This is a genomic window from Archangium sp. (assembly GCF_045802675.1).
Taxonomy (GTDB): Bacteria; Myxococcota; Myxococcia; order Myxococcales; family Myxococcaceae; genus Archangium.
Genome location: NZ_JBJMQO010000141.1, coordinates 97,888 through 118,754, shown reverse-complemented (window position 1 = coordinate 118,754; position 20,867 = coordinate 97,888). Strand labels below are relative to the sequence as shown.

The window sequence follows — 20,867 nt, the reverse complement described above, 5'->3', positions numbered from 1 at the left end:
TCCTTCGTTCAGCTTCCGCCCTTGGTCTTCCGATGCGGGACCTCGGCGGCGAGTCCCGGGAACAGCTTGCGCCACTCCGGGACCTCCTCCGCCTCCTGCGCCGGAGAGGCATTCGCGGAGGGCGTCTGGGACTGCTTGCCGGACGGAGTCGCGGCCGTGCCACGTCCCTCCTGGAGCTGTCCCAGCACCGCCCTGGCCGCGGGGCCCGAGCCAGCCCGGCCCCGTCCGCGCCTGCTCGCCACCCCGAGCACGGGCCCGATCGCATCCGCGAGATGCACCAGCCCCTCCAGGGAGTCCGTCATCTTCCTCAACTGGTCGACGCCCGCCTTCAGCCTTCGCTCGAGCTCGAGGGGCGAATCCGACCCTTCAACATTCTTCATGACACGGTCCTTCTCTCGAGATGCCATCACTCCCGCCGCCAATGACACAAGGGTGCACGCGCGTCCAGAGCGAGGCGCATGGGCCACGGCGGGGGAGGCACGCCCGGACGGGGTCCCTCCCACCGCCAGACAGGCGGCTCAGAGCCGCACCTGGATTTCGTAGCGCCGGTTCTTCGCCTTCTTGGCCGGCGTGTTGTCCGGCTTCTCCAGCAGCTGCTCGGAGCCCCGGCCCACGGCGATGATCTCCCCGCGAGGCACGCCCCGCGACACGAGCTCCTTGACGATGACCTCGGCGCGCTTCTCGCTCAGCGCCTTGTTCTTCGCCGCGTCGCCGCTCGAGTCGGTGTGCCCGGAGACCTCGAACTTGTAGTTCTGCACTCCGCCGGCATCGAGCTGCTTCTTCGCATCGATGAGGGCGTTGGTGAGGTTCTTGAGCTTCTGCTCACAGCCGGGCTCGAGCACGTCGGTGCCCGACTTGAAGCTGCACTGGTTCTTGCGGGCGTCTTCCTTCAGCTTCGCGTTGACGCGCTTCTCGATGGCCGCCTTGCCCGCGTCGCCCGCCGCCTTGCCCGCGTCACCCGCGGACTTCTTGAGCTGGTCGAGCGGGTTCTGCGCGTACGACACCGCGGGAATGGCGAACAGGGACAGGGCGATGCACAGCGCCTTCAGCTTCATGTTCTCTTCTCCGGGGGACTGGGAGGGGCGCAGGCTGCCTGGGGAAACCCCCTGCGTCCAGCGTCGAACGAGGTCCATCGGCAGGACGGCTGCAAAGGCTGCGTGCCCGTCCACCCCGCCGCAAGCCTTGCGTCCCTCCGAGCCCGTTCCCCCGGACTCCCCCATGGCGTGCTTCTTGCGCTGGACTCCCAGGCCGGTGGCGCCGCGCCCCGGTGAAGAAGGTGCCATCATGTCCTACCTCCGCAGGGCCTTCCTGGCCGTCCTCGCGCTGCTCCTGGCGGCTCCGGCCCAAGCTGTGGAGCCGGGCAGTCCGCTCGCCATCCAACCGCCCTCGCGTCCGCGCCCGGTACTTTCTCCGCCCACGCCGCGGTCCGTCGAGCTCGCCCGCTTCCTCGAGGCTCCCGGCCGCGAGGAGGCCTCGGTGCGGCTGTGGCTGCGCTTCAACCGCGAGGCCCACGGCATCGCGCAGGGCACCCGGGACTTCCTCGACACACTGGGGCGTCTCACCGCGCAGCTGCCCAGGGACGTCCTCCTCACCCACGAGCACGTGCTGCTCGACGCCGAGCTCATCGCCGCCAACCAGGAACTGGTGACACTGCGCGAGGCGCGCGAGTGGATGCTCGCGGAGCTCGGCCGGAGCGATCCGGACCATGCCCTCCTCGAGGGCGAGCAACCCCCGCCCTGGTCTCCGGACGGGACGCTGGAGCGGGAGGCGTTGGGGGGGCTCGTCCATGCGCGCTCGGGGAGGGCGGGGCCGCTGGGGCCGGCGGCGGAGCGTCTGCTGGGCCGCCTGGACTCCGTGGACCGGCGCCTGTCCTCGATGGAGACACGGCTGCTGCCCGCGGCCGAGGAGGCCCTGGGGTCCACGCTCCTCGCGCTCTCCTCGGGTGAGGCGAGCCTGGTGGAGGTCCTCCACGGCCTGCGGTTCCTCGAGCAGCAGCGGCGGGCCCGCCTGGAACTGCGCACCCAGCGCGAGCTCCTGCTCCTGGAGGTGGCCCGTCAGCTCGGGTGCTCGGTGGAGCAGCTGCCCTGGTCCTCGGGCTCCCCGCAAGGTTGATTTCCAGGCAGGGGAGGCGCGAGTGACGGCTGATTCCTCAATCCCGGCGCGCTAAGACGTTCAGCTACGAATGGCGGAGACCTTGCTGGAAGAGTTGAAGCGCTACGTGGACTTCGGGCCGGAGGACGAGCAGGCGCTGCGGGCCCTGCACTCGCTGGCGGAGCGCCATTACACGGAGATCGCGCACGTCTTCTACGATCGCATCCTGCAGCACGAGGGCGCGCGCAAGGCGCTGGCGGGCGAGAGCCAGGTGGGGCACCTCAAGGTGACGCTCCGGGGCTGGATGGAGCAGCTGCTGCGCGGGCCCTGGGACGAGGACTACTACCTGTTGCGCTGCCGCATCGGCCGCATGCACGTGCGCATCGCGCTGCCCCAGCACTACATGTTCGGCGCGATGAACCTCCTGCGGCAGGAGTTCAACCGCATCATCGACGAGCATTACGCCAGCCAGTTCGAGCAGTTGAGGGCCGCGCGGGTGGCGCTGGGGAAGATCCTCGATCTGGAGCTGGCCATCATGCTGCACACCTACCGGGAGGATCTGCTCGCCCAGCAGGCGCGCAGCGAGCGGCTGTCCACCTTCGGCCAGCTGGTGGGCTCCATCGGGCACGAGCTGCGCAACCCCCTGGGCGTCATCGAGACCTCGCTCTTCATCCTCAAGGGCCGGCCCCTGGCCACCGACGAGCGCGCCACCAAGCACCTGGAGCGCATTGGCGAGCAGGTGGTGCTGGCCAACCGCATCGTCTCGGACCTGTTGGACATGATCCGCGACCGCCCGCTCAAGCGCGAGCCGCTGCGGCTCGACGAGGTGTGGACGGACGCGCTCACCTCGGTGGAGCTGCCCGCGGGCGTGTCCCTGCGCGCCGAGGGCCTGGAGACGCTTCCCACGTTGCAGGGGGACCCCGGGCAGATGCGCCAGGTGTTCGTCAACCTGCTGGAGAATGCCGTACAGGCCGTGGGCGAGTCGGGCTCGGTGTCGCTGCTGGCCTCGCCGGGCCCGGACGCGGTGGAGCTGGTGCTGGAGGACTCGGGGCCGGGCGTGAGCGAGCCCATCCGCCGCCGCATGTTCGAGCCCCTGATGACCACCAAGGCGCGGGGCATCGGCCTGGGCCTGCCGCTCGTCAAGCGCATCCTCGAGCGCCACGGTGGCTCCATCGCCTATGCGCCTCGCGAGGGCGCGGGTGCGCGTTTCGTCCTGAGACTTCCCCTTCCCACCCCTCCCCAGAGAACGGCATGAGGAACTACCTGCTGCTCGATGACAACAAGGCCTTCGCGGAGAACCTCGCGGAGATCCTCCGGGACGGAGGGGACGAGGCCACCGTGGTGACGGAGGGGGCGAGGGCGCTGGAGCTGGCGCGCTCGCGGCGCTTCGACGTGCTCCTCACGGACATGAAGATGCCCGGCATGAGCGGGGCCGCCGCGGTGCACCACATCCGCCAGGTGGACCCGGGACTGGCCGCCGTGGTCATCACCGCCTACCCCGGCGAGGACGACCTGGAGACGGCCCGGCGCGAGGGGCTGCTCGCGGTGCTGCCCAAGCCCGTGCCCATCCCCACGCTCGTGTCGCTGCTGTCCGAGGCGCGCCGGGACGGGCTGGTGGCGCTCGTGGAGGATGACCTGGCCCTCAGCGACAACCTCACCGAGATGCTGCGCTCGCGCGGCTTCTCGTGCGTCACCGCGCGCTCGGTGCTGGACGCGGAGCAGCTGGCCTCGGTGCGGCCCTTCGCGGCGCTGGTGGACCTGCGGGTGCCGGGCGGCCCGGATGGCGAGGCCCTGCGCCGGTTGCGCGAGCGCTTCCCCGCGCTGCCGGTGTTCGTGATGACGGCCTTCCCGGAGGCCCTTCCGGGCGGAGAGCTGCCGGAGCACACGGGCATCTTCTCCAAACCCTTCGACTCCGCCGCGTTGCTGGACGTGCTGGAGCGCGTCCACGCCTCGCAGAGGAAGCAGGCCTCATGAGCGCTCCCTTCTCCAGCCGGCCCCGCGTGCTCGTCGTCGACGACAACGCGGCCTTCCTCGACAACCTCCAGGAGTTGCTCGGCGACGCGGGCTACGTGGTGGAGGGGGCGAGCAGCTGCCGCGAGGCCCGCGAGCGCGCCAGCTCGGGCTTCGACGTGGCTCTGGTGGATTTGCGGCTGCCGGACGGGGAGGGGACGGCGCTCGCGCGAGAGCTGAAGGAGAAGGTGCCCGAGTCCGAGGTGGTGCTGCTCACCGGCTTCGCCACGCTGGAGACGGCCGTGGCGGCGGTACGCGCGGGGGCGTGCGCCTACCTGATGAAGCCCTGCGCGCCCAACGAGCTGCTGCTCACGCTCGAGCAGGCCATGCGCCAGGTGCGCCTTCAGGCCGAGAAGCGCGAGCTGGCGCGCCGCGCGCAGGTGACGGAGAAGCTCGCCGCGGTGGGCACCATGACGGCGGGGCTCTCGCACGAAATCCGCAATCCGCTCAACGCCGCGGCCCTTCAGCTCTCGGTGCTGGAGCGGCGGGTGCGCCGGCTCTCCGAGGCGCTACAGCCCAACCTCCTCGAGCCGCTGCTGCTGGTGCGCGATGAGATCCGCCGGTTGGATCACATCCTCGAGGACTTCCTCCAGTTCGCCCGGCCGCGCGAGTTCCGTCCGGAGCCGCTGGAGGTGAGGATGCTGTTGCGGCGCGTGGTGGACCTGCTGGGCGGCCAGGCGGATGCGCGGCGGGTGCGGCTGGAGCTGGAGGGGGACGGGGGCGCGTCGGTGCTGGGCGAGGAGGAGCGGCTGCGCCAGGTGCTCATCAACCTGGCCATCAACGCCCTGGAGGCCACGCCGGCCGGAGGGCTCGTGCGCGTCTCCGCGGGCCGCGAGGCGGACATGGCGTGGATCACCGTGGACGACTCGGGTCCGGGCATCCCCGAGGAGATCCGCGACCGGCTCTTCGAGCCCTTCTTCACCACGAAGGCGGAGGGCTCGGGCCTGGGGCTGTCCATCGTCCACGCCATCGTGACGCAGCACGGGGGCACGCTGGAGGTGGGCAGCTCGCCGGAGGGCGGGGCACGGCTGCGCCTGCGCCTGCCCCTGGCCCGCTGAGTCAGGCCTCGGCCTCCGGGTTCTCCTCGTCCTCGCTCGGGGCCGGTGCGGGCTTGCCGGCCGCGGCCGCGCCGTACTCCTTGAGGCGGTACTGCACCTTGCGCACGCTGATGCCGAGGATCTCCGCCGCCCGCGTGGTGGAGCCCTGCACCATCTCCAGGGTGCGGAGGATGGCCTCGCGTTCGATCTGCGCCAGCGTGGCGCCCGGAATCAACGACGAGGACGACGAGCCGCTGGGCCGGGGCCCGCGCAGCACGGGCGGAAGGTCATCCGTCGTCAGCTCGTTGCCCGCGGCCAGCACCGCCGCGCGCTCCATGGCGTTCTCCAGCTCGCGGATGTTGCCCGGCCAGTCGTAGGCCAGCAGCGCCTGCAGCGTGCCCGGTGCCAGCCCTCGCACGTCCTTGCCGTACGCGTCGCTGTACTTCTCCAGGAAGTGGTTCACCAGCGCGGGGATGTCGCTCTTGCGCTCGCGCAGCGGCGGCAGCGTCACCGCCACCACGTTGAGCCGGTAGTAGAGGTCCTCGCGGAACCGGCCCGCCTTCACCTCGGCCGCCAGATCCCTGTGGGTGGCCGCGACAATGCGCACGTCCACCTTCAGCGACTGCGTGCCGCCCACGCGCTCGAACTCGCGCTGCTGCAGCACGCGCAGCAGCTTCACCTGCACCGCCGGGGAGATCTCGCCGATTTCGTCGAGGAAGAGGGTGCCTCCGTCGGCCAGCTCGAAGCGGCCCTCCTTGCGGGCCACCGCGCCGGTGAAGGAGCCCTTCTCGTGGCCGAACAGCTCGCTCTCCAGGAGGTTCTCGGAGAGGGCGGCGCAGTGCACCTTCACGAAGGGCTTGTCGCGCCGCTGCGACTCCTGGTGGATGGCCTGGGCGATCAGCTCCTTGCCGGTACCGGACTCACCGAGGATGAGCACCGTGGCCCGGGTGGTGGCCGCGCGCCGCACCACGTCGTAGACGCCCTGGAGCTGGGGGGCCTCGCCGATGATGTTGTGGAAGCGCGTGCGCTGGCGCACCTGCTCGCGCAGGTTCTCCGCCTCGCGCTCGAGGGCGCGCTTCTCCAGCGCCTTGCCCAGCACCACCAGCACCGCGTTGGCGTCCAGCGGCTTGACCAGGTAGTTCTCGGCGCCGGCGCGCATGGCCTCCACCGCCGTCTCCACGCTGGCGAAGGCGGTCATCACGATGAACGTGGCTTCCGAGCCCTGCTCGCGCGCCCTCTTCAGGAAGGTGAGCCCGTCCATCTTCGGCATGCGCACGTCGGTGAGGACGACGGCGGGCGAGACCTCGGCCAGGCGGGAGAGGGCCTCCTCGCCATTGGAGGCCTCGGTCACCTCATAGCCTTCCTCTCCGAGGATGGTGGCGATGGCGCGGCGGGCGTTGTCCTCGTCGTCGACGACCAGGATGCGTTGAGCGGACATGGTGTGAACGGTAACAAGCAATCGCCCGGGAGGGGCGGATTCTCGAGGCCGGGAAGCTTCCCCGTCCCACCCGTCCCGTCAAGGTTCGCGACCCGCCGCCCTCTCTCCCATGAAGCGCCAGGAGCGTCCGTAGAGGCGATCCTCCTCCAGCGCCGCCGCGTGCTGCTCGTCCCAGATGTCGATGATGGGCTCGATGCGGGGGGTGAGCCGCAGCATGGAGCTGGGGAAACAGCGCTCCGGCAGCGCGTCGAAGATGCGCCGCACGAGCATCGCCTCCCGCTCACCCCGCACGGCCACGTGGGGACGGACGATCAGGTCCGTGTAGTGCGGCAGTCCATCCGGCCCATCCACCCGGCGGGCCACCGCGGAGCTCTGGTAGAAAAGAACCTCCACATCCAGGGCACGCGCTTCCTCCAGGAAGGCCGACAAGGTGCGTCCCTCCACCGCCCCCACCAACAATGTCTCCGGGTTCCACTGCCCCTCCAGCTCGGAAGGCTGCCCGGCCAGGGGAATGGCGGGAGCCCGGTCTCCCGAGAGCAGAGCGCCACATCCCCTCTGCCAGTGGAGCCGTGTCTCGTACTCGGTGATGGCCACGTAGGTCACATCGCACCTCCGGGTGTTGCTACCCGGGAAGAAACCTTCAATGTGCGTGCCGTGTGGCCCCGGTCCCGGTGGGCAAAACCGTGAGACGGGCTTCAAGCCAGGGGGCTGATCGCCCGCCCGCTCACTGGGGCCGCACGAGGAGGACGGGCCGGGTGCTGTTCTGGAGGACCTCCTGGGCCACCGAGCCGACCAGCGCCTTGCTCAGCCCCGAACGCCCATGGGTGCCCAGGCAGACGACGTCACAGCCGAAGCGCTCGGCCGCCTGGTTGATGGCCTCGGAGATCTTCCGGCCGTGGACCACCTCCACCCGCGTGGAGATGCCGCGGACGGCCGCCTCGGGGGGGATGAGACCCCGCAGCTCCTCGGTGATGCGCTGCTGCTCGGGCGTGAGCGCCGGGGCCCCGTGGGGCGCGAGGTACTGGGCCTGGAGCGGAGAACTTCCGCCCAGGGGCTCGAGCACGTGCAGCAGGTAGACGGTGCCGCCGGCCGGGACAATCGAATAGGCGTGGCGGATGGCGTTGGTGCCCACCTCGGACAGGTCCGTGGGGGCGAGCACCCGGCGCACCTCGGGGATGGTGAGCGCGGTGGCGGCGCTGGCCGGCACGCACAGCACGGAGACGGGCGCCTCGTGGACGATCCGCTGGGACACCGAGCCGTACCACCACTTGCTCGCCCCGGTGCGCTGGTGGGTGCCCACCACGATCAAATCCGCCTCCTCCTTGCGCGACAGCGCCACCAGCGAGTCCGAGGGCCGTCCGAGGCCCGGATCCAGGTGCACCCAGACCGCCCCGGAGCCGGGCATGTCGCCCAGGCGGGCCGTCAAATCCCGGCGCAGGGCCTCCTCCACCTCGGGCGTCACCTCGGACTCGGGGGTGAGGGGCACGCCATAGCGCACGTGGGCATCGGCGCCCCAGTAGTGGTGGGCGGCCACCACCTCGCAATTGCCGAGCGTGCGCAGCTTGCGCACCCAGGCCACCGCCGCTTCCGAGGGCGGGGTGAAGTCCACGCCCAGCAGGATGCGCAGGCTGCGCTGCCCGCGGCTCCAGGCCTCCAGCGTGCCGGCCGAGCGGATGACGAGCACGGGGCACCGGGCCGCCTGCACCACGCGCTCGGCCACGTTGCCGATGCGCCAGCGCGGCGCCCGCTGCCCGTGGTGGGACATGACGAGGAGCGAGGCGTGGACGAGGGCCGCGTGCTCGACGAGCACCTCGTCCGGGGTGCCCTCCAGCAGGTGGAGCTCCACCTGCGTGTCTCCGGTGCGCAGCTCGGCGGCCTGGGCCTCCATGCGCGAGAGCACCTCGCGGCGCAGCGCCTCGTCCCCCGTGGCGCTGCGGCCCGTGCTGCCGTACTCGGTGACGTGCACCAGGTGGAGCACCTCGCCGCTTCGGCGGGCGAACGCGGCCGCCGCCCTGGCCGCCGTCATGGCCCGCTCCGAGAAGTCCGTTCCGAAGACGATCGACATGGTGCCCCCTGGGCTCTTTTTCATTCGTAGTCGGCGGCGAGGCTCCGGCGGTCCATGTCCTCGATGAGGTGCTGGGCGTAGCGGACCATGTCCGCCTCGGTGAGGATGCCGAGCAGCTCGCCGTCCGATCCCACGACGGGCAGGCAGCCGTACTTGTTGTTCAGCATCACCTTCAGCGCCTCTCGGCTGGGTGTGTTCGGGCCCACCGTCCTCACGTCGCGCACCATCACGTCCGAGGCCCACAGCGGCTGCTGGGCCGGATCCGCTCCGCCGCACAGCGCCGCGGCCTTGAGCAGATCCCGGTGGGTGACGAGCCCCACGAGCTTGCCGTCGCGGACCACCGGCAGGTGGCGGATGCGATGAAGGCGGAGCAGCTCCTGCGCCTGGGCGAGGTTCTGGGTCTCCGTGATGGTGACCAGGTCGCTACGGGTCATCAGCTCTCCGACAATCTGCATACGTGGCTCCGGTCCTCTGGGTGCTGGGTCCTGAAAGAAGCTATTGCAGGTTTGGTTCCAGCGCGGGGTTGCCTGGGGGCCCGCCACGTCGGCTGCCGCACGCACGCTCCGTATGACGCAACGTTTTCGTACCTCCGGGGGCTGTCCGCAGATGCTGCACCCGGCTCCCGTTCGCTTCCTGGAGGACAGGGGCCCTCCAGGCGGTTGAAGCCGGGCACCCCGTGCGCTACACCCTCGCCGTGTCGCTAGGGGTGCCCCCGGAGGGGCTGAGACGGCCGTGGAGCGGCCAACCCTTGGAACCTGAACCGGTTCGTACCGGCGGAGGGAAGCGGCGGGCGCTCCACGCCTCGCCTGTTCCTCTGTCCATGCGGAGGAGATGACGTGAGCGGAGCCTCGAAGAGCCTCAAGGTGGATGGAAAGGTGCTGGAGGGCATCAGCCGGGGGCCCCTGCCGGGCTCGCGCAAGGTGTACGTGCCCGGCGTGCTGCACCCGGAGCTCCGTGTGCCCATGCGGGAGATCAGCCAGACGCCCACCCGCCATGGCCATGGTCCGGACGCGAAGCAGACGCCCAACCCCTCCATCTTCGTCTACGACTCGAGCGGCCCGTACACGGACCCCGACGCCCCGATGGATCTCCGGCAGGGGCTGCCCGCCATCCGGGGCGAGTGGATCCACCGCCGCGGGGACGTGGAGGAGCTGCCGGGCATCACCTCCGAGTATGGCCGCACCCGCGAGGCGGACCCGCGCCTGACGGGGCTGCGCTTCGCCCACCGCCGCAAGCCACTGGTGGCGAAGCAGGGCGCCAACGTCACGCAGCTGCACTACGCGCGCAAGGGCATCATCACCCCCGAGATGGAGTACGTGGCCCTGCGCGAGAACCTCAAGCGCGAGGCCCTGGCCGCCGAGCTGACGAAGCAGCACCCGGGCCACTCCTGGGGCGCGGCGATTCCCCGGGAGATCACCCCCGGGTTCGTCCGGGACGAGGTGGCGCGCGGCCGGGCCATCATCCCGGCGAACATCAACCACCCGGAGCTGGAGCCGATGATCATCGGCCGCAACTTCCTGGTGAAGATCAACGCCAACATCGGCAACTCGGCCGTCACGTCCTCCATCGAGGAGGAGGTCGAGAAGATGGTGTGGTCCATCCGCTGGGGCGCGGACACGGTGATGGACCTGTCCACGGGCCGCAACATCCACGAGACGCGCGAGTGGATCCTGCGCAACGCCCCGGTGCCCATCGGCACGGTGCCCATCTACCAGGCGCTGGAGAAGGTGGGCGGCAAGGCCGAGGACCTCACCTGGGAGATCTACCGCGACACGCTGATCGAACAGTGCGAGCAGGGCGTGGACTACTTCACCATCCACGCGGGCGTGCTGCTGCGCTACATCCCGCTCACGGCCAGGCGCATGACGGGCATCGTCAGCCGGGGCGGCTCCATCCTGGCCAAGTGGTGCCTGGCCCACCACCAGGAGAACTTCCTCTACACGCACTTCGAGGAGATCTGCGAGATCCTCAAGGCGTACGACGTGAGCTTCAGCCTGGGTGACGGACTGCGGCCGGGCTCCATCGCGGACGCCAACGACGCGGCGCAGTTCGGCGAGCTGGAGACGCTCGGCGAGCTGACGAAGATCGCCTGGAAGCACGACGTGCAGGTGATGATCGAGGGCCCGGGCCACGTGCCCATGCACCTCATCCACGAGAACATGACGAAGCAGCTCGCGGTGTGCCACGAGGCGCCCTTCTACACGCTGGGGCCCCTCACCATGGACATCGCGCCGGGGTACGACCATTTCACCAGCGGCATCGGCGCGGCGATGATCGGCTGGTTCGGCACGGCGATGCTCTGCTACGTCACGCCCAAGGAGCACCTGGGCCTGCCCAACCGGGATGACGTGAAGGAGGGCGTCATCACCTACAAGATCGCCGCCCACGCCGCGGACCTGGCCAAGGGCCACCCGGGCGCCCAGGTGCGCGACAACGCCCTGTCCAAGGCCCGCTTCGAGTTCCGCTGGGATGATCAGTTCAACCTCTCCCTGGATCCCGAGCGCGCCCGCGCCTTCCACGACGAGACCCTGCCCGCCGAGGGCGCCAAGGTGGCCCACTTCTGCTCCATGTGCGGCCCTCAGTTCTGCTCGATGAAGATCACCCAGGACGTGCGCGACTACGCGGACAAGGTCGGGCTCAACGAGCAGAAGGCCCTCGAGACCGGCATGGCCGAGAAGAGTGAGGAGTTCAAGAAGACGGGCAGTGAGATCTACCGCTGAGCGCCCGCTGACTTTTCAGGTCTCCTCCCCCGACCCGACGCCCGGAACGTGACATTTCACCCGGGTCTGTCGGAAGATGGGGCCGAGGGGGCTCGGGTCACCACCCGCGCCCCTTTCGTCCCTGGAGGGGAGCGTTTCATGGATTGGCAGCAGCAACAGCAGCAGGCCGGCTTCATCACGGGTTCGCCGCTTCCCACGGCGCAGGAGCGGCAGTGGGCCATGTTGGCCCACCTGTCGACCCTGGCGCCGTACATCATCGCGCTGCCCTTCATCGGCTTCGCGGGACCGCTCGTCGTGCGGGCCACCAAGGGCCAGGAGTCGGCCTGGGTGGACAATCAAGCGAAGGAGGCGCTCAACTTCCAGCTCACCCTGCTGATCGGCTACGCCGTCGCGCTGGTGACCGCCTGCTTCGGCGTGGGCATCATCCTGGGCATCGGCCTGGCCGGGTTCGGCCTGGTGATGGCCATCATCGCCGGTATCAAGGCGAACAACGGAGAGGTGTACCGCTACCCGGCCACCCTCCGGTTGCTGAAGTAGCCCCTCAGCCGCCGATGCCCATCATGGACAGCAGCGAGGCCCCGGCGCCGGGCTCGGTGAAGCGGTGGCCCTCGGGCTTCTCCCCGAGCGCCCCGCGGATGGCCAGGGCGAGCTCCGTATCCGTGGCGCCGCCGCGGATGAGCGCGTGCAGGGGCGCCTGGGCCCGTCCGCCGAGGCAGCTGCGCAAGTCCCCGTTGGAGGCCACGCGCACGCGGTTGCACCCGCCGCAGAAGTTCTGGGTGAGGGGAGAGATGAAGCCCACCAGCCCCCGGGGGGCGCGCCAGTAGCGGGCCGGGCCGGCGGTGGCGGCGCTCTGCTGCTCCTCCTCGGCGGCGAGCTCGAGCCCCGTGGCCTGCAGCCGCTCCACCAGCTCCGCCGTGGGCACCGGCGTGCCCTGGCCGAAGGGCATCAGCTCGATGAACCGGGGCGTCATCCCCCGCGCGTGGGCGTAGGAGACGAGCGCCGGTACCTCGGCGTCGTTCACCCCGCGCATGACGACGACGTTGAGCTTCAGCGAGGCGTAGCCCGCCCCCGCCGCCGCGTCGATGCCCTTCAGGATGGACGCGAAGTCCCCCTGCTTGGAGATGCTCCGGAAGGTGGCCTCGGACAGCGTGTCCAGGCTGATGTTGAGCTGGCTCACCCCCGCCTCGCGCAGGGGCAGGGCCAGGCGCTCCAGGTGGCTCGCGTTGGTGGTGATGGCCACCCGCTCCACTCCGCTCACCGCGGCGATGCGTCCGGCCACCTCGAGGATGTCCGGGCGGATGAGGGGCTCGCCCCCGGTGAGGCGCACCCGGCGGATGCCCATGCGCGCGAAGACGGAGACGATGCGCTCGAACTCCCCGGGCTCCAGCAGATCCTTCTTGCCACCCCAGCTCGCCGGCGAGCAGTACGTGCACCGGAAGTTGCACCGGTCCGTCACGGACAGGCGCAGGTACGTCATGGTTCTCCCCTGGGCGTCCAACAGCGGCGGGGTCAGGGGATCCCTCGTTTGGGGGGCAGGGGTCATAAGGCGGCTCGACTCTTAACCACCATTACCCCCAACTCGCATCCCAATGGAGGCTCTTCTGCTCGGCGGGCGTACTTCGGGACGGTGGGCCGTCCCGAAGTGGACCTCATCAGTCGCGCGGATTGCCCTGGCGTCCGCCAGCCAGCACCGACAGGACCACGGGCTGCTGGGTCCCCGTCGAAGCCGCCGGGGTGGCGGGGGCCGCGGGGGCGGGAGTGGCGCCGCGAGGGCTCGGAGCCGGAGCGGGGTTGCCCGGGCCGGGGATGGTCTGGTCCATGTCGTCCAGATCATCGCTGAGCCGAGCGAGCGTGGCCTCGGCCTCCTGGGCCTGGGACTCGGCCTGCACCAGCGTCAGCTTCCGGTTGTGCATGTCCTCGCGAATCTTGATGAGGCCCTGCTCCCCGATGTCGAGGAAGGCCCGGACGACGTCGCGATCGAACTGGGTGCCGGCGCAGCGGGTGATCTCGGTGATGGCGTTGGCGAAGGTGGTGCCCTTGCGGTAGGGCCGGTCGCTCGTCATCGCGTCCAGGGTGTCCGCCACGGCGAAGATGCGCGCGCCGATGTGGATCTCCTGGCCCCGGAGGTTGCGCGGGTAGCCCTGGCCATCCACGCGCTCCTGGTGCGACAGGACGATCTGCGCCGGCGTGGCCAGGAAGGGGATGTTCTGGATCATCTGGAAGCCGATGTCCGGATGCTTGCGCATCTCCTGCCACTCCTCGGGCGTGAGCTTGCCCGGCTTGAGCAGCACGGCATCCGGCACGCCAATCTTGCCGATGTCGTGGAGGAGCGCGCCGCGGCCGATCTCCTCGAGCTCCTGGCCCTTGATGCTCAGGCGATCGGCGATGGCGTTGGTGTAGCGCACCACGCGCTGCGAGTGGTCCGAGGTCTCGTGCTCGCGGGCGTCCAGCGCCGCCACCAGGGCCAGCAGGGTGGCCTGGTAGGTGTTGGCGATGTCGCGCAGCGCGTTGCGCAGCTCGGTGGTGCGGTCCCGCACCTTGCGCTCGAGCTTCTTCTGGTAGCGCTTGCGCGCCAGCTCGATGCGGCGCTTGGCCAGCGCGCGCTCAATGGCCCGGATGAGATCCGTGAGTTTGGGCGGCTTGAGGAGGTAATCCACGGCGCCGCGGCGCAGGCAGTCCACCGCGGACTCGGTGTCGCCGTAGCCGGTGAGCATGATGACGGAGGTGTCCGGATAGCGCTCGCGCAGCTGCTCGAGCAGCCACAGGCCGTCCTTGCCCGGCATCTTCATGTCGCTGATGACCAGCGGCGTCTCTTCTTGACCGGCGATGTCCAGGGCCATCTCGGCGCCACTGGCCACGACGCAGTTGTATCCCTCCTCCCTGAGGAGGACGGAGATGACGTCGCGCACGGAATCGTCGTCGTCGACGATCAGGATCCGAGGAGGTACGGGAGGAATGGCTTCCACAGTGGGGGATTCTAGGAGGATCGGGCCGCGGAAGGCCAACCCGACGCGGTTTTTCGATTTTCCCGGCTGCCTGGCTGGGTTGTCCGGGGGGGGGAGCCCCCCTGGCGGCTCAGCGGCGGGGGAAGCGATCACAACGGAACGGTGTGAGGTCCACCAAGGGCTTTTCCCCGAGGACGGCCTGGGCCATGAGCTTCGCGGTGATGGGGGCCAGGAGGATGCCGTTGCGGAAGTGCCCGGTGGCCAGGAAGAGGCCGGGCAGGGGACTGGCGCCCAGGATGGGGAGGTGGTCCTCGGTATAGGGGCGAAGGCCCGCCCACGTCTCCTGCACGGGGGCCGAGCCCAGGGCGGGGCACAGCTGCATGGCCAGGGAGAGGATGCGGTGGAGGCCCTCGGCGGTGACGTGCTTCTCGAAGCCGGAGAACTCCAGGGTGCTGCCGGCAATCACCCGGCCATCGGCGCGGGGGATGATGTAGCCCTTGTCGGAGAAGATGACGTGCGAGAAGAGGGGCAGCCGCGTCTGGAACTGCACCATTTGTCCTCGTGCCGGCCGCACCACGCGTGGATCCAACGCGCTGCCCTGCACCAGGCCGGACCAGGAGCCGGCGGCGATGACCACGGCGTCGGCGCGCAGCGTCTCTCCGTCCAGGTCCACGCCCACCGCGCGGCCGCGCTCCTCCACCACCCCGCGCACGTAGCCGGTGCGGAAGGTGGCGCCCACCTTCGCCGCGGCCATGGTGAGGGCCCGCGTGAGCAGCCGGTTGTCCACCTGATGATCATCCGCGTACCGGACGGCGGCGAGCACGTGCGGGGAGAGTTGGGGCTCCAGGGCGCGGGCCTCGGCCGGGTTGAGCAGCTCCACGCGCAGGCCGAGGGAGCGCTGCCAGCCCACCGTCGCCTCCAGGCGCTGCATGCCGGCCTCGTCGAAGGCGAGCGACAGGACGCCACTGGGCAGGTAGTTCACGTTCACGCCGGTGAGCGCCTGCAACTCGGCGGCGAAGTCCGGGTACATGCCCCGGCTGCGCAGACACAGCTCGAGGAAGGGACCCGGGCCCTCGGCCTCGTGCTGGGGGGCGAGGATGCCACCGGCCGCGCTGGAGGCCTCGGCGCCTGGAATGGATCGCTCCAGCACCGTCACCCGCGCGCCGGCCTGGCGCAGTCGCAGGGCGATGCCACAGCCCATCACCCCACCGCCTACGACGACCACGTTGGAGTCACGCATCGGGTCGCTTGTGCTCGCTCCAGGGGGGCTTTGCAAGTGTCCTGAAGCCGGTTGGGTTGACGGGACGGGGGGATTTCCGCTACCTAATGTTCCCGTGCGTCTCGCGTCCCTCCACCATCACCCCGCGCATCATCATCGGCCCCCCGACGGGACCGCTCGCCGTGCGCATGCTTGGGTGAACGCGTAAGACGCCCCCCGATGCACCCGCCGCAGTGAACGGAAGCCCGTCCCACCCAGGACGGGCTTTTTTCGTTTCCGCGCCCGTCCCTCTCCCTCCCTCTCAGGTACCCCACGATGCTGAAGATCGCCCTCCCCAACAAAGGCCGCCTCTCCGAAGAGGTCCGCGAGCTGTTCAACGATGCCGGCCTGGAGGTGAAGATCCGGGGAGAGCGGGCCCTCACCGCGTCGCTCGGCGGCGAGTTCGAGGCCATCTTCGTCCGCGCCCAGGACATCCCCGAGTTCGTCGCCGATGGCGCCGCGGACGCCGGTGTCACCGGGTGGGATCTCGTCTGCGAGTCCGGCCGCGACCTGGAGCTGCTGATGGACCTGGAGTTCGGCAAGTGCCGGCTGGTGGTGGCCGCCCGTGAGGACAGCGGCATCCAGAAGCTCGAGGACATCCAGGACGGAGTGCGCGTGGCCTCGTCCTTCACGCGCCTGACGCAGGAGTTCTTCACCAAGCGAGGCCAGAAGGTGTCGGTGGTGCCGGTGTCGGGCGCCACGGAGATCGCCCCGCACCTGGGCATCGCGGACATCATCGTGGACCTGACCTCCACGGGCTCGACGCTGAAGATGAACGGGCTGCGTGAGGTGGGGACGGTGGTGCAGTCGAGCGCGCGTTTGATTGCCCGCAAGGGACACGCGCCCGAGGCGGCGGCGCAGCTGGAGGAGCTGCGGCAGGCGCTGGGCTCGGTGCTGGCGGCCCGGGGCAAGCGCTACCTGATGGCCAACGTGCCGCGCCGCGTGCTCAACGGCGTGCGCGAGGTGCTCCCAGGCCTCAACGGCCCCACCGTGGTGGACGTGCAGGGCGGGGACTTCGTGGCCGTGCACGCAGTGGTGCCCGCCAAGAGCATCTACCGCACCATCGCCGCCCTGAAGAACCTGGGCTGCGAGGGCATCCTCGTCACCCGTATCGAGAGGCTGATGCCGTGAGCCCCTCCTCCTCCACGCTCAAGTACCGGGGACGCCTCGCGGCGCTCTCCCCCGAGGCGCGCCGCCGCCTGTTGGACCGCTCGGGCGAGTCGGACTCGCGCGTGGCCCAGCGCACCGCGGACATCCTCGCCCGCGTGCGCCGGGATGGGGACAAGGCCCTGCGCGACCTGGCGCGCGAGTTCGACAAGGCGGAGCTCCAGTCGCTCGAGGTGCCGCGCTCGGTGTGCGAGGCGGCGCTGGCCTCGCTGGACCCGAAAGTGAAGGACGCGCTGGTCCGGGCGGCCCGCAACATCGCCAAGGCGCACACGGCGCAGAAGCCCCAGGCCACCGAGGTGGAGACGGAGCCGGGCATTTTCGTGGGCCGCCGGCCGGATCCGCTCGGGCGCGTGGGGGTGTACGCGCCGGGGGGCCGCGCCGTGTACCCGAGCAGCGTGCTGATGGGCGTGGTGCCCGCGAAGGTGGCCGGGGTGGGCGAGGTCATCGTCTGCTCTCCGCCGGGCCCGGATGGGAAGCCCTCGGCGACGGTGCTCGCGGCGGCGGTGCTGGCGGGCGCGGATCGCGTCTTCGCCCTCGGTGGCGCGGGCGCGGTGGCGGCCCTGGCCTACGGCACCGAGAGCGTGCCGCGCGTGGACCGCATCGTCGGCCCCGGCAATGCCTACGTGGCCGCGGCCAAGCTTCAGGTGGTGGACGCGGTGGCCATCGACGCGCCGGCCGGCCCGAGTGAGATTCTCGTGGTGGCCGATAGCTCGGCGGACCCGGAGGCGGTGGCTCGGGAGATGCTGGCCCAGGCCGAGCATGACCCCGATGCCTGCTGTGTGACGGTGGCGGTGGGCGATGTGCTGGCGCAGGCGGTGGCCTCGGCGGTGGAGCGTGCGGCGGCCCGGGCCAAGCGCCAGGAGATCGTCGCGAAGGCCCTGAGCGAGCGGGGCGCGGTGCTGAGCGTGGACTCGCTGGAGGAGGCCTGGCCCTTCGTGGCGGACTTCGCTCCCGAGCACCTGCTCATCGCCACCTCGTCGCCGATGCAGGATCTGCCCAAGGCGCGCAACGCGGGCACGGTGTTCGTGGGCCAGTTCGCCTCGGTGGCCTACGGCGACTACATGACGGGCGCCAACCACGTGCTGCCCACCGCGGGCCTGGCCCGGGCGTACTCGGGACTGAGCGTGCTCGACTTCTACCGGTGGACCACCTGGCAGCGCGTCACGCGCGACGCGGCCGCCCGGCTCGCCGACGACGTGGGCCTGCTGGCCGACAGCGAGGGCCTCTTCGCCCACGCGGATGCCGCTCGCGGCTGGAGGAAGTCATGAGCCTGCCCTCGCGTGCCTCGTACCGGGACATCCCGCTGTACTCGCCCTCGAAGGTGAGGTGCAGCATCGACCTGAGCGACAACACCAACCTCTTCGGCATGCCCCCGGCCGCCGAGCGCACCCTGCGCGAGACGGCCGCCTCCCAGGTGACCCGCTACCCCGTGGGCTACGCGCCGAACCTCAAGCAGGCCGTGGCCCACTACACGGGCGTGGACGTCTCGCGGGTGACGACCGGGTGCGGCTCGGACGACGTCATCGACAGCACCCTGCGCGCCTTCCTGGAGCCGGGCGAGCTCATCGCCTTCCCGGACCCCACCTTCGTGATGATGTCCTATTTCTCGAAGGTGAACGGGCTGCGCTTCGCGCCGGTGCCGCTGAAGGCCGACTTCGACATCGACGTGGACGGGCTGCTCGCCACGGGCGCGAAGCTCATCTACGTGTGCTCGCCCAACAACCCCACGGGCACGGTGGCCTCGCGCGCCGCGCTGGAGCGGCTGGTGGAGAACGCGCCCGGCATCGTCCTGCTCGACGAGGCCTACGCCGAGTTCGCCTGGGAGAGCCACCTGGACCTGGCCTCGCGGCCCAACGTGCTCGTGACGCGCACGCTGTCCAAGGCCTTCGGGCTGGCGGGCCTGCGGGTGGGCTACGCGGTGGGCAACCCCACGCTCATCGCCGAGGTGGAGAAGGCTCGCGGGCCCTACAAGGTGACGGGCCTGTCCGAGCGCATCGCCACCGCGGTGCTGTCCGAGGACGTGCCGTGGATGAAGTCGCTGGCGACCGAGTCCCTGTCCATCCGCGCCCGGCTGGTGGCCGAGCTACAGAATCTGGGGCTGAAGACGCTGCCCACCGAGGCCAACTTCGTGATGGTGCCGCTGCCGGGCGCCCCCGCGGTGGCCGAGCGGATGCGGCAGCGGGACGTGAACGTTCGTGCATTCCAGGGACTGAAGGTCGTCGGGGACGCGCTCCGCATCGGCTGCGGTCCCTGGAACCAGATGGAGGCGGCGCTCGGAGCGCTGCGGGAGGCTCTGCGGTGAGAGTGACGCTTTTCGATTACGGGGCGGGCAACCTGCACTCGCTGGCCAAGGCACTGGCCACCACGCCGGGCGTGGAGGTGCGCGTGCAGGAGGATCCCATTCGAGCGCTCGACACGGACGTCCTGGTGCTGCCGGGCGTGGGAGCCTTCGGCGCGGCGGCGGCGCGGCTGGCACCGGGGCGCGAGGAGATGCGCCGCGCGGTGGAAGCGGGCCTGCCGTTGCTGGGCATCTGCCTGGGCATGCAGCTCATGTTCGACACCAGCGAGGAGGGGGGCGGCCAGGGCCTGGGCCTCTTCCGCGGCCAGGTGACGAAGCTGCGCTCGCGGCGCGTGCCGCACATCGGGTGGAACTCGGTGGACGAGGACACGGCGCTGAAGAGCGCGAAGCCAGGCAGCGTCTACTACGCGCACAGCTTCGTCTGCCGCGCCGAGGAGCCCGGGGTGGTGGTGGGCTGGACGACGCACGAGGAGGACCGTTTCCCCGCGGCGGTGCGGCGCGGGAAGGTGCTCGGCGTGCAGTTCCACCCGGAGAAGAGCTCGGTGGCGGGCGTGCGCTTCGTGCAGGCTTTCCTCACGGAGGTGTGCACGTGATCGCCATCCCAGCCATCGACCTGCGCGAGGGCGCTTGCGTGCAGCTCGTGGGTGGCTCCTACGCCGACGAGCGGGTGCGCGTGAAGGATCCGCTCGACGCGCTCAAGCGCTGGCGCTCGCACGGCTTCAAGACCTTCCACGTGGTGGACCTGGACGCCGCGCTGGGCAAGGGCTCCAACGAGGGCCCCATCGGGAAGCTGCTGTCGTACGAGCCGGGCCTCACCTTCTCGGTGGGCGGCGGTGTGCGGAACACGGCCCGGGTGGAGGCGGTGCTCGCGCTGGGGGCCTCGTACGTGGTGGTGGGCACCAAGGCCATCGAGGACACGGCGTGGCTGCGCGACGTGGCCGAGCGCTTCCCGGGCCAGGTGGTGGTGGCCGCCGACGTGAAGGGCCGCGAGGTGGTGACGCGCGGCTGGACGGCCGGGAGCTCCCTGGACATCGCCCGCGTGCTGGAGACGCTCGAGCCCCTGCCCCTGGGCGGCCTGCTGGTGACGGCGGTGCACAAGGAAGGGCAGATGGACGGCGTGGATCTGCCGCTGATGGAGGAGGTGGCCCGCACCAGCCGCCACCCGCTGCTCGCTTCGGGCGGCGTGACGACGGTGGAGGACTTGCGGTCGCTCGGGCGCGTGGGCGCCCATGGGGCCGTCATCGGGATGGCGCTGTACACCGGCAAGCTGGACGCGGCCGACGTGTCGCGGGAGTTCGCATGACGACCATCGTTCGGGAGACGAAGGAGACGAAGATCACCGTGGACATCGCCATCGGCAAGGGCGTGGCCAGGGTGGACACGGGGCTGCCCTTCTTCGATCACATGCTGTCCACCTTCGCGCGCTACGCGGGCCTGGATTTGACGCTGCACGCTCGCGGCGACCTGCGGCACCACCTCATGGAGGACGTGGCCATCACCCTGGGCGCGGCCGTGCAGAAGGTGATTCCCGCCACCGCGGCCCGCTACGGCGAGCGCACCATCCCCATGGACGACGCGCTCGTGCAGGCCTGCATCGACGTGGGCGGGCGCTTCTATTACCGGGGCCCGCTGCGCAACAAGCTGTACGAGCACGTGATGCGCTCGTTCTGCGAGCACGCCCGGGTGACGCTGCACCTGCGGATTCTCCGCGGCAAGGACAGCCACCACGTGACGGAGGCCGCGTTCAAGGCGCTCGGCATGGCGCTGCGCGATGCCATGGTGGACTCGGGAGTGGTGTTCAGCACGAAGGGCGTGGTCGCCCTGGAGGTGAAGTGAG

21 protein-coding genes and 1 riboswitch are annotated in these 20,867 nt (G+C 70.5%); of the genes, 12 read left to right on the top strand and 9 right to left on the bottom strand.

The window, feature by feature from the left end:
* Positions 1-8: 8 nt before the first annotated feature.
* Complete coding sequence (locus tag ACJ8AN_RS39375; protein ID WP_407760773.1) at positions 9-380, bottom strand: hypothetical protein; 372 nt, start codon at positions 378-380, stop codon at positions 9-11.
* Positions 381-518: 138 nt separating this feature from the next.
* Entirely contained in the window at positions 519-1,055 is a 537-nt protein-coding gene (locus ACJ8AN_RS39370) for an OmpA family protein (RefSeq protein ID WP_407760772.1), read from the bottom strand.
* 229 nt (positions 1,056-1,284) lie between these two features.
* On the opposite strand from ACJ8AN_RS39370, the gene ACJ8AN_RS39365 reads away from it, so the two are divergent.
* From ACJ8AN_RS39365 to ACJ8AN_RS39350, 4 genes are all read left to right on the top strand, one after another.
* A complete protein-coding gene (locus ACJ8AN_RS39365) occupies positions 1,285-2,112 on the top strand; it encodes a hypothetical protein (RefSeq protein ID WP_407760771.1) in 828 nt (275 codons plus the stop codon).
* 70 nt (positions 2,113-2,182) lie between these two features.
* On the top strand, positions 2,183-3,346 hold the full coding sequence (locus ACJ8AN_RS39360) for a protoglobin domain-containing protein (RefSeq protein WP_407760770.1): 1,164 nt from the start codon (positions 2,183-2,185) through the stop codon (positions 3,344-3,346).
* Positions 3,343-4,065, top strand: a complete 723-nt coding sequence (locus ACJ8AN_RS39355) for a response regulator (RefSeq protein WP_407760769.1) — start codon at positions 3,343-3,345, stop codon at positions 4,063-4,065. The genes ACJ8AN_RS39360 and ACJ8AN_RS39355 overlap by 4 nt, the downstream gene beginning before the upstream one ends.
* Positions 4,062-5,159 (top strand): sensor histidine kinase, encoded by a 1,098-nt coding sequence (locus ACJ8AN_RS39350; RefSeq protein WP_407760768.1) that lies wholly within the window; start codon positions 4,062-4,064, stop codon positions 5,157-5,159. The genes ACJ8AN_RS39355 and ACJ8AN_RS39350 overlap by 4 nt, the downstream gene beginning before the upstream one ends.
* Before the next feature lies 1 nt (position 5,160).
* Here ACJ8AN_RS39350 and ACJ8AN_RS39345 read toward each other — a convergent pair whose 3' ends face one another.
* From ACJ8AN_RS39345 to ACJ8AN_RS39330, 4 genes are all read right to left on the bottom strand, one after another.
* Positions 5,161-6,576 carry a sigma-54-dependent transcriptional regulator gene (locus ACJ8AN_RS39345; protein WP_407760767.1) on the bottom strand — a complete coding sequence of 472 codons (1,416 nt, stop codon included), beginning with the start codon at positions 6,574-6,576 and terminating at the stop codon, positions 5,161-5,163.
* A 78-nt stretch (positions 6,577-6,654) separates the two neighbouring features.
* A complete protein-coding gene (locus ACJ8AN_RS39340) occupies positions 6,655-7,179 on the bottom strand; it encodes an OsmC family protein (RefSeq protein ID WP_407760766.1) in 525 nt (174 codons plus the stop codon).
* Between the two features lie 121 nt (positions 7,180-7,300).
* Positions 7,301-8,641: a universal stress protein gene (locus ACJ8AN_RS39335; RefSeq protein WP_407760765.1), complete on the bottom strand. Its 1,341-nt coding sequence runs from the start codon at positions 8,639-8,641 to the stop codon at positions 7,301-7,303.
* Positions 8,642-8,661: 20 nt separating this feature from the next.
* Positions 8,662-9,096 (bottom strand): CBS domain-containing protein, encoded by a 435-nt coding sequence (locus ACJ8AN_RS39330; RefSeq protein ID WP_407760764.1) that lies wholly within the window; start codon positions 9,094-9,096, stop codon positions 8,662-8,664.
* A gap of 237 nt (positions 9,097-9,333) precedes the next feature.
* Positions 9,334-9,440: riboswitch (TPP riboswitch) on the top strand.
* A gap of 37 nt (positions 9,441-9,477) precedes the next feature.
* Here ACJ8AN_RS39330 and thiC point away from each other — a divergent pair.
* Positions 9,478-11,361 carry a phosphomethylpyrimidine synthase ThiC gene (thiC, locus tag ACJ8AN_RS39325; protein WP_407760763.1) on the top strand — a complete coding sequence of 628 codons (1,884 nt, stop codon included), beginning with the start codon at positions 9,478-9,480 and terminating at the stop codon, positions 11,359-11,361.
* A gap of 138 nt (positions 11,362-11,499) precedes the next feature.
* Complete coding sequence (locus ACJ8AN_RS39320; RefSeq protein ID WP_407760762.1) at positions 11,500-11,898, top strand: DUF4870 domain-containing protein; 399 nt, start codon at positions 11,500-11,502, stop codon at positions 11,896-11,898.
* Positions 11,899-11,902: 4 nt separating this feature from the next.
* Here ACJ8AN_RS39320 and moaA read toward each other — a convergent pair whose 3' ends face one another.
* The 3 genes from moaA to thiO all read right to left on the bottom strand — a co-directional run bounded on the left by moaA (position 11,903) and on the right by thiO (position 15,546).
* The gene (moaA, locus tag ACJ8AN_RS39315) at positions 11,903-12,904 is read right to left on the bottom strand and encodes a GTP 3',8-cyclase MoaA (protein WP_407760761.1); all 1,002 of its coding nucleotides are present in this window, start codon (positions 12,902-12,904) and stop codon (positions 11,903-11,905) included.
* Between the two features lie 109 nt (positions 12,905-13,013).
* The gene (locus ACJ8AN_RS39310) at positions 13,014-14,327 is read right to left on the bottom strand and encodes an HD-GYP domain-containing protein (RefSeq protein ID WP_407760760.1); all 1,314 of its coding nucleotides are present in this window, start codon (positions 14,325-14,327) and stop codon (positions 13,014-13,016) included.
* A 109-nt stretch (positions 14,328-14,436) separates the two neighbouring features.
* Positions 14,437-15,546 (bottom strand): glycine oxidase ThiO, encoded by a 1,110-nt coding sequence (gene thiO / locus ACJ8AN_RS39305; protein WP_407760759.1) that lies wholly within the window; start codon positions 15,544-15,546, stop codon positions 14,437-14,439.
* 294 nt (positions 15,547-15,840) lie between these two features.
* Between thiO and hisG the strand changes: the two genes are divergently transcribed.
* The 6 genes from hisG to ACJ8AN_RS39275 are packed head-to-tail and all read left to right on the top strand — an operon-like array spanning position 15,841 to position 20,866.
* Positions 15,841-16,695 (top strand): ATP phosphoribosyltransferase, encoded by an 855-nt coding sequence (hisG, locus tag ACJ8AN_RS39300; RefSeq protein ID WP_407760758.1) that lies wholly within the window; start codon positions 15,841-15,843, stop codon positions 16,693-16,695.
* Complete coding sequence (gene hisD / locus ACJ8AN_RS39295) at positions 16,692-17,999, top strand: histidinol dehydrogenase (RefSeq protein WP_407760757.1); 1,308 nt, start codon at positions 16,692-16,694, stop codon at positions 17,997-17,999. Before hisG ends, hisD begins: the two co-directional genes overlap by 4 nt.
* A complete protein-coding gene (locus ACJ8AN_RS39290) occupies positions 17,996-19,033 on the top strand; it encodes a pyridoxal phosphate-dependent aminotransferase (protein ID WP_407760756.1) in 1,038 nt (345 codons plus the stop codon). The genes hisD and ACJ8AN_RS39290 overlap by 4 nt, the downstream gene beginning before the upstream one ends.
* Positions 19,030-19,623: an imidazole glycerol phosphate synthase subunit HisH gene (gene hisH, locus ACJ8AN_RS39285; RefSeq protein WP_407760755.1), complete on the top strand. Its 594-nt coding sequence runs from the start codon at positions 19,030-19,032 to the stop codon at positions 19,621-19,623. Before ACJ8AN_RS39290 ends, hisH begins: the two co-directional genes overlap by 4 nt.
* Positions 19,620-20,333, top strand: a complete 714-nt coding sequence (locus ACJ8AN_RS39280) for a HisA/HisF-related TIM barrel protein (RefSeq protein WP_407760754.1) — start codon at positions 19,620-19,622, stop codon at positions 20,331-20,333. Before hisH ends, ACJ8AN_RS39280 begins: the two co-directional genes overlap by 4 nt.
* Positions 20,330-20,866 carry an imidazoleglycerol-phosphate dehydratase gene (locus tag ACJ8AN_RS39275; RefSeq protein ID WP_407760753.1) on the top strand — a complete coding sequence of 179 codons (537 nt, stop codon included), beginning with the start codon at positions 20,330-20,332 and terminating at the stop codon, positions 20,864-20,866. Before ACJ8AN_RS39280 ends, ACJ8AN_RS39275 begins: the two co-directional genes overlap by 4 nt.
* Position 20,867 lies beyond the last annotated feature (1 nt).

Bases quoted from the DNA above. Each gene is read 5' to 3' on its own strand.
- ACJ8AN_RS39355 (WP_407760769.1), top strand. From the start codon at position 3,343: ATGAGGAACTACCTGCTGCTCGATGACAACAAGGCCTTCGCGGAGAAC.
- ACJ8AN_RS39365 (WP_407760771.1), top strand. From the start codon at position 1,285: ATGTCCTACCTCCGCAGGGCCTTCCTGGCCGTCCTCGCGCTGCTCCTG.
- ACJ8AN_RS39275 (WP_407760753.1), top strand. From the start codon at position 20,330: ATGACGACCATCGTTCGGGAGACGAAGGAGACGAAGATCACCGTGGAC.
- ACJ8AN_RS39290 (WP_407760756.1), top strand. From the start codon at position 17,996: ATGAGCCTGCCCTCGCGTGCCTCGTACCGGGACATCCCGCTGTACTCG.
- ACJ8AN_RS39350 (WP_407760768.1), top strand. From the start codon at position 4,062: ATGAGCGCTCCCTTCTCCAGCCGGCCCCGCGTGCTCGTCGTCGACGAC.
- ACJ8AN_RS39370 (WP_407760772.1), bottom strand. From the start codon at position 1,055: ATGAAGCTGAAGGCGCTGTGCATCGCCCTGTCCCTGTTCGCCATTCCC.
- ACJ8AN_RS39360 (WP_407760770.1), top strand. From the start codon at position 2,183: ATGGCGGAGACCTTGCTGGAAGAGTTGAAGCGCTACGTGGACTTCGGG.
- ACJ8AN_RS39345 (WP_407760767.1), bottom strand. From the start codon at position 6,576: ATGTCCGCTCAACGCATCCTGGTCGTCGACGACGAGGACAACGCCCGC.
- ACJ8AN_RS39320 (WP_407760762.1), top strand. From the start codon at position 11,500: ATGGATTGGCAGCAGCAACAGCAGCAGGCCGGCTTCATCACGGGTTCG.
- thiO (WP_407760759.1), bottom strand. From the start codon at position 15,546: ATGCGTGACTCCAACGTGGTCGTCGTAGGCGGTGGGGTGATGGGCTGT.
- ACJ8AN_RS39335 (WP_407760765.1), bottom strand. From the start codon at position 8,641: ATGTCGATCGTCTTCGGAACGGACTTCTCGGAGCGGGCCATGACGGCG.
- ACJ8AN_RS39330 (WP_407760764.1), bottom strand. From the start codon at position 9,096: ATGCAGATTGTCGGAGAGCTGATGACCCGTAGCGACCTGGTCACCATC.
- ACJ8AN_RS39375 (WP_407760773.1), bottom strand. From the start codon at position 380: ATGAAGAATGTTGAAGGGTCGGATTCGCCCCTCGAGCTCGAGCGAAGG.
- moaA (WP_407760761.1), bottom strand. From the start codon at position 12,904: ATGACCCCTGCCCCCCAAACGAGGGATCCCCTGACCCCGCCGCTGTTG.
- hisG (WP_407760758.1), top strand. From the start codon at position 15,841: ATGCTGAAGATCGCCCTCCCCAACAAAGGCCGCCTCTCCGAAGAGGTC.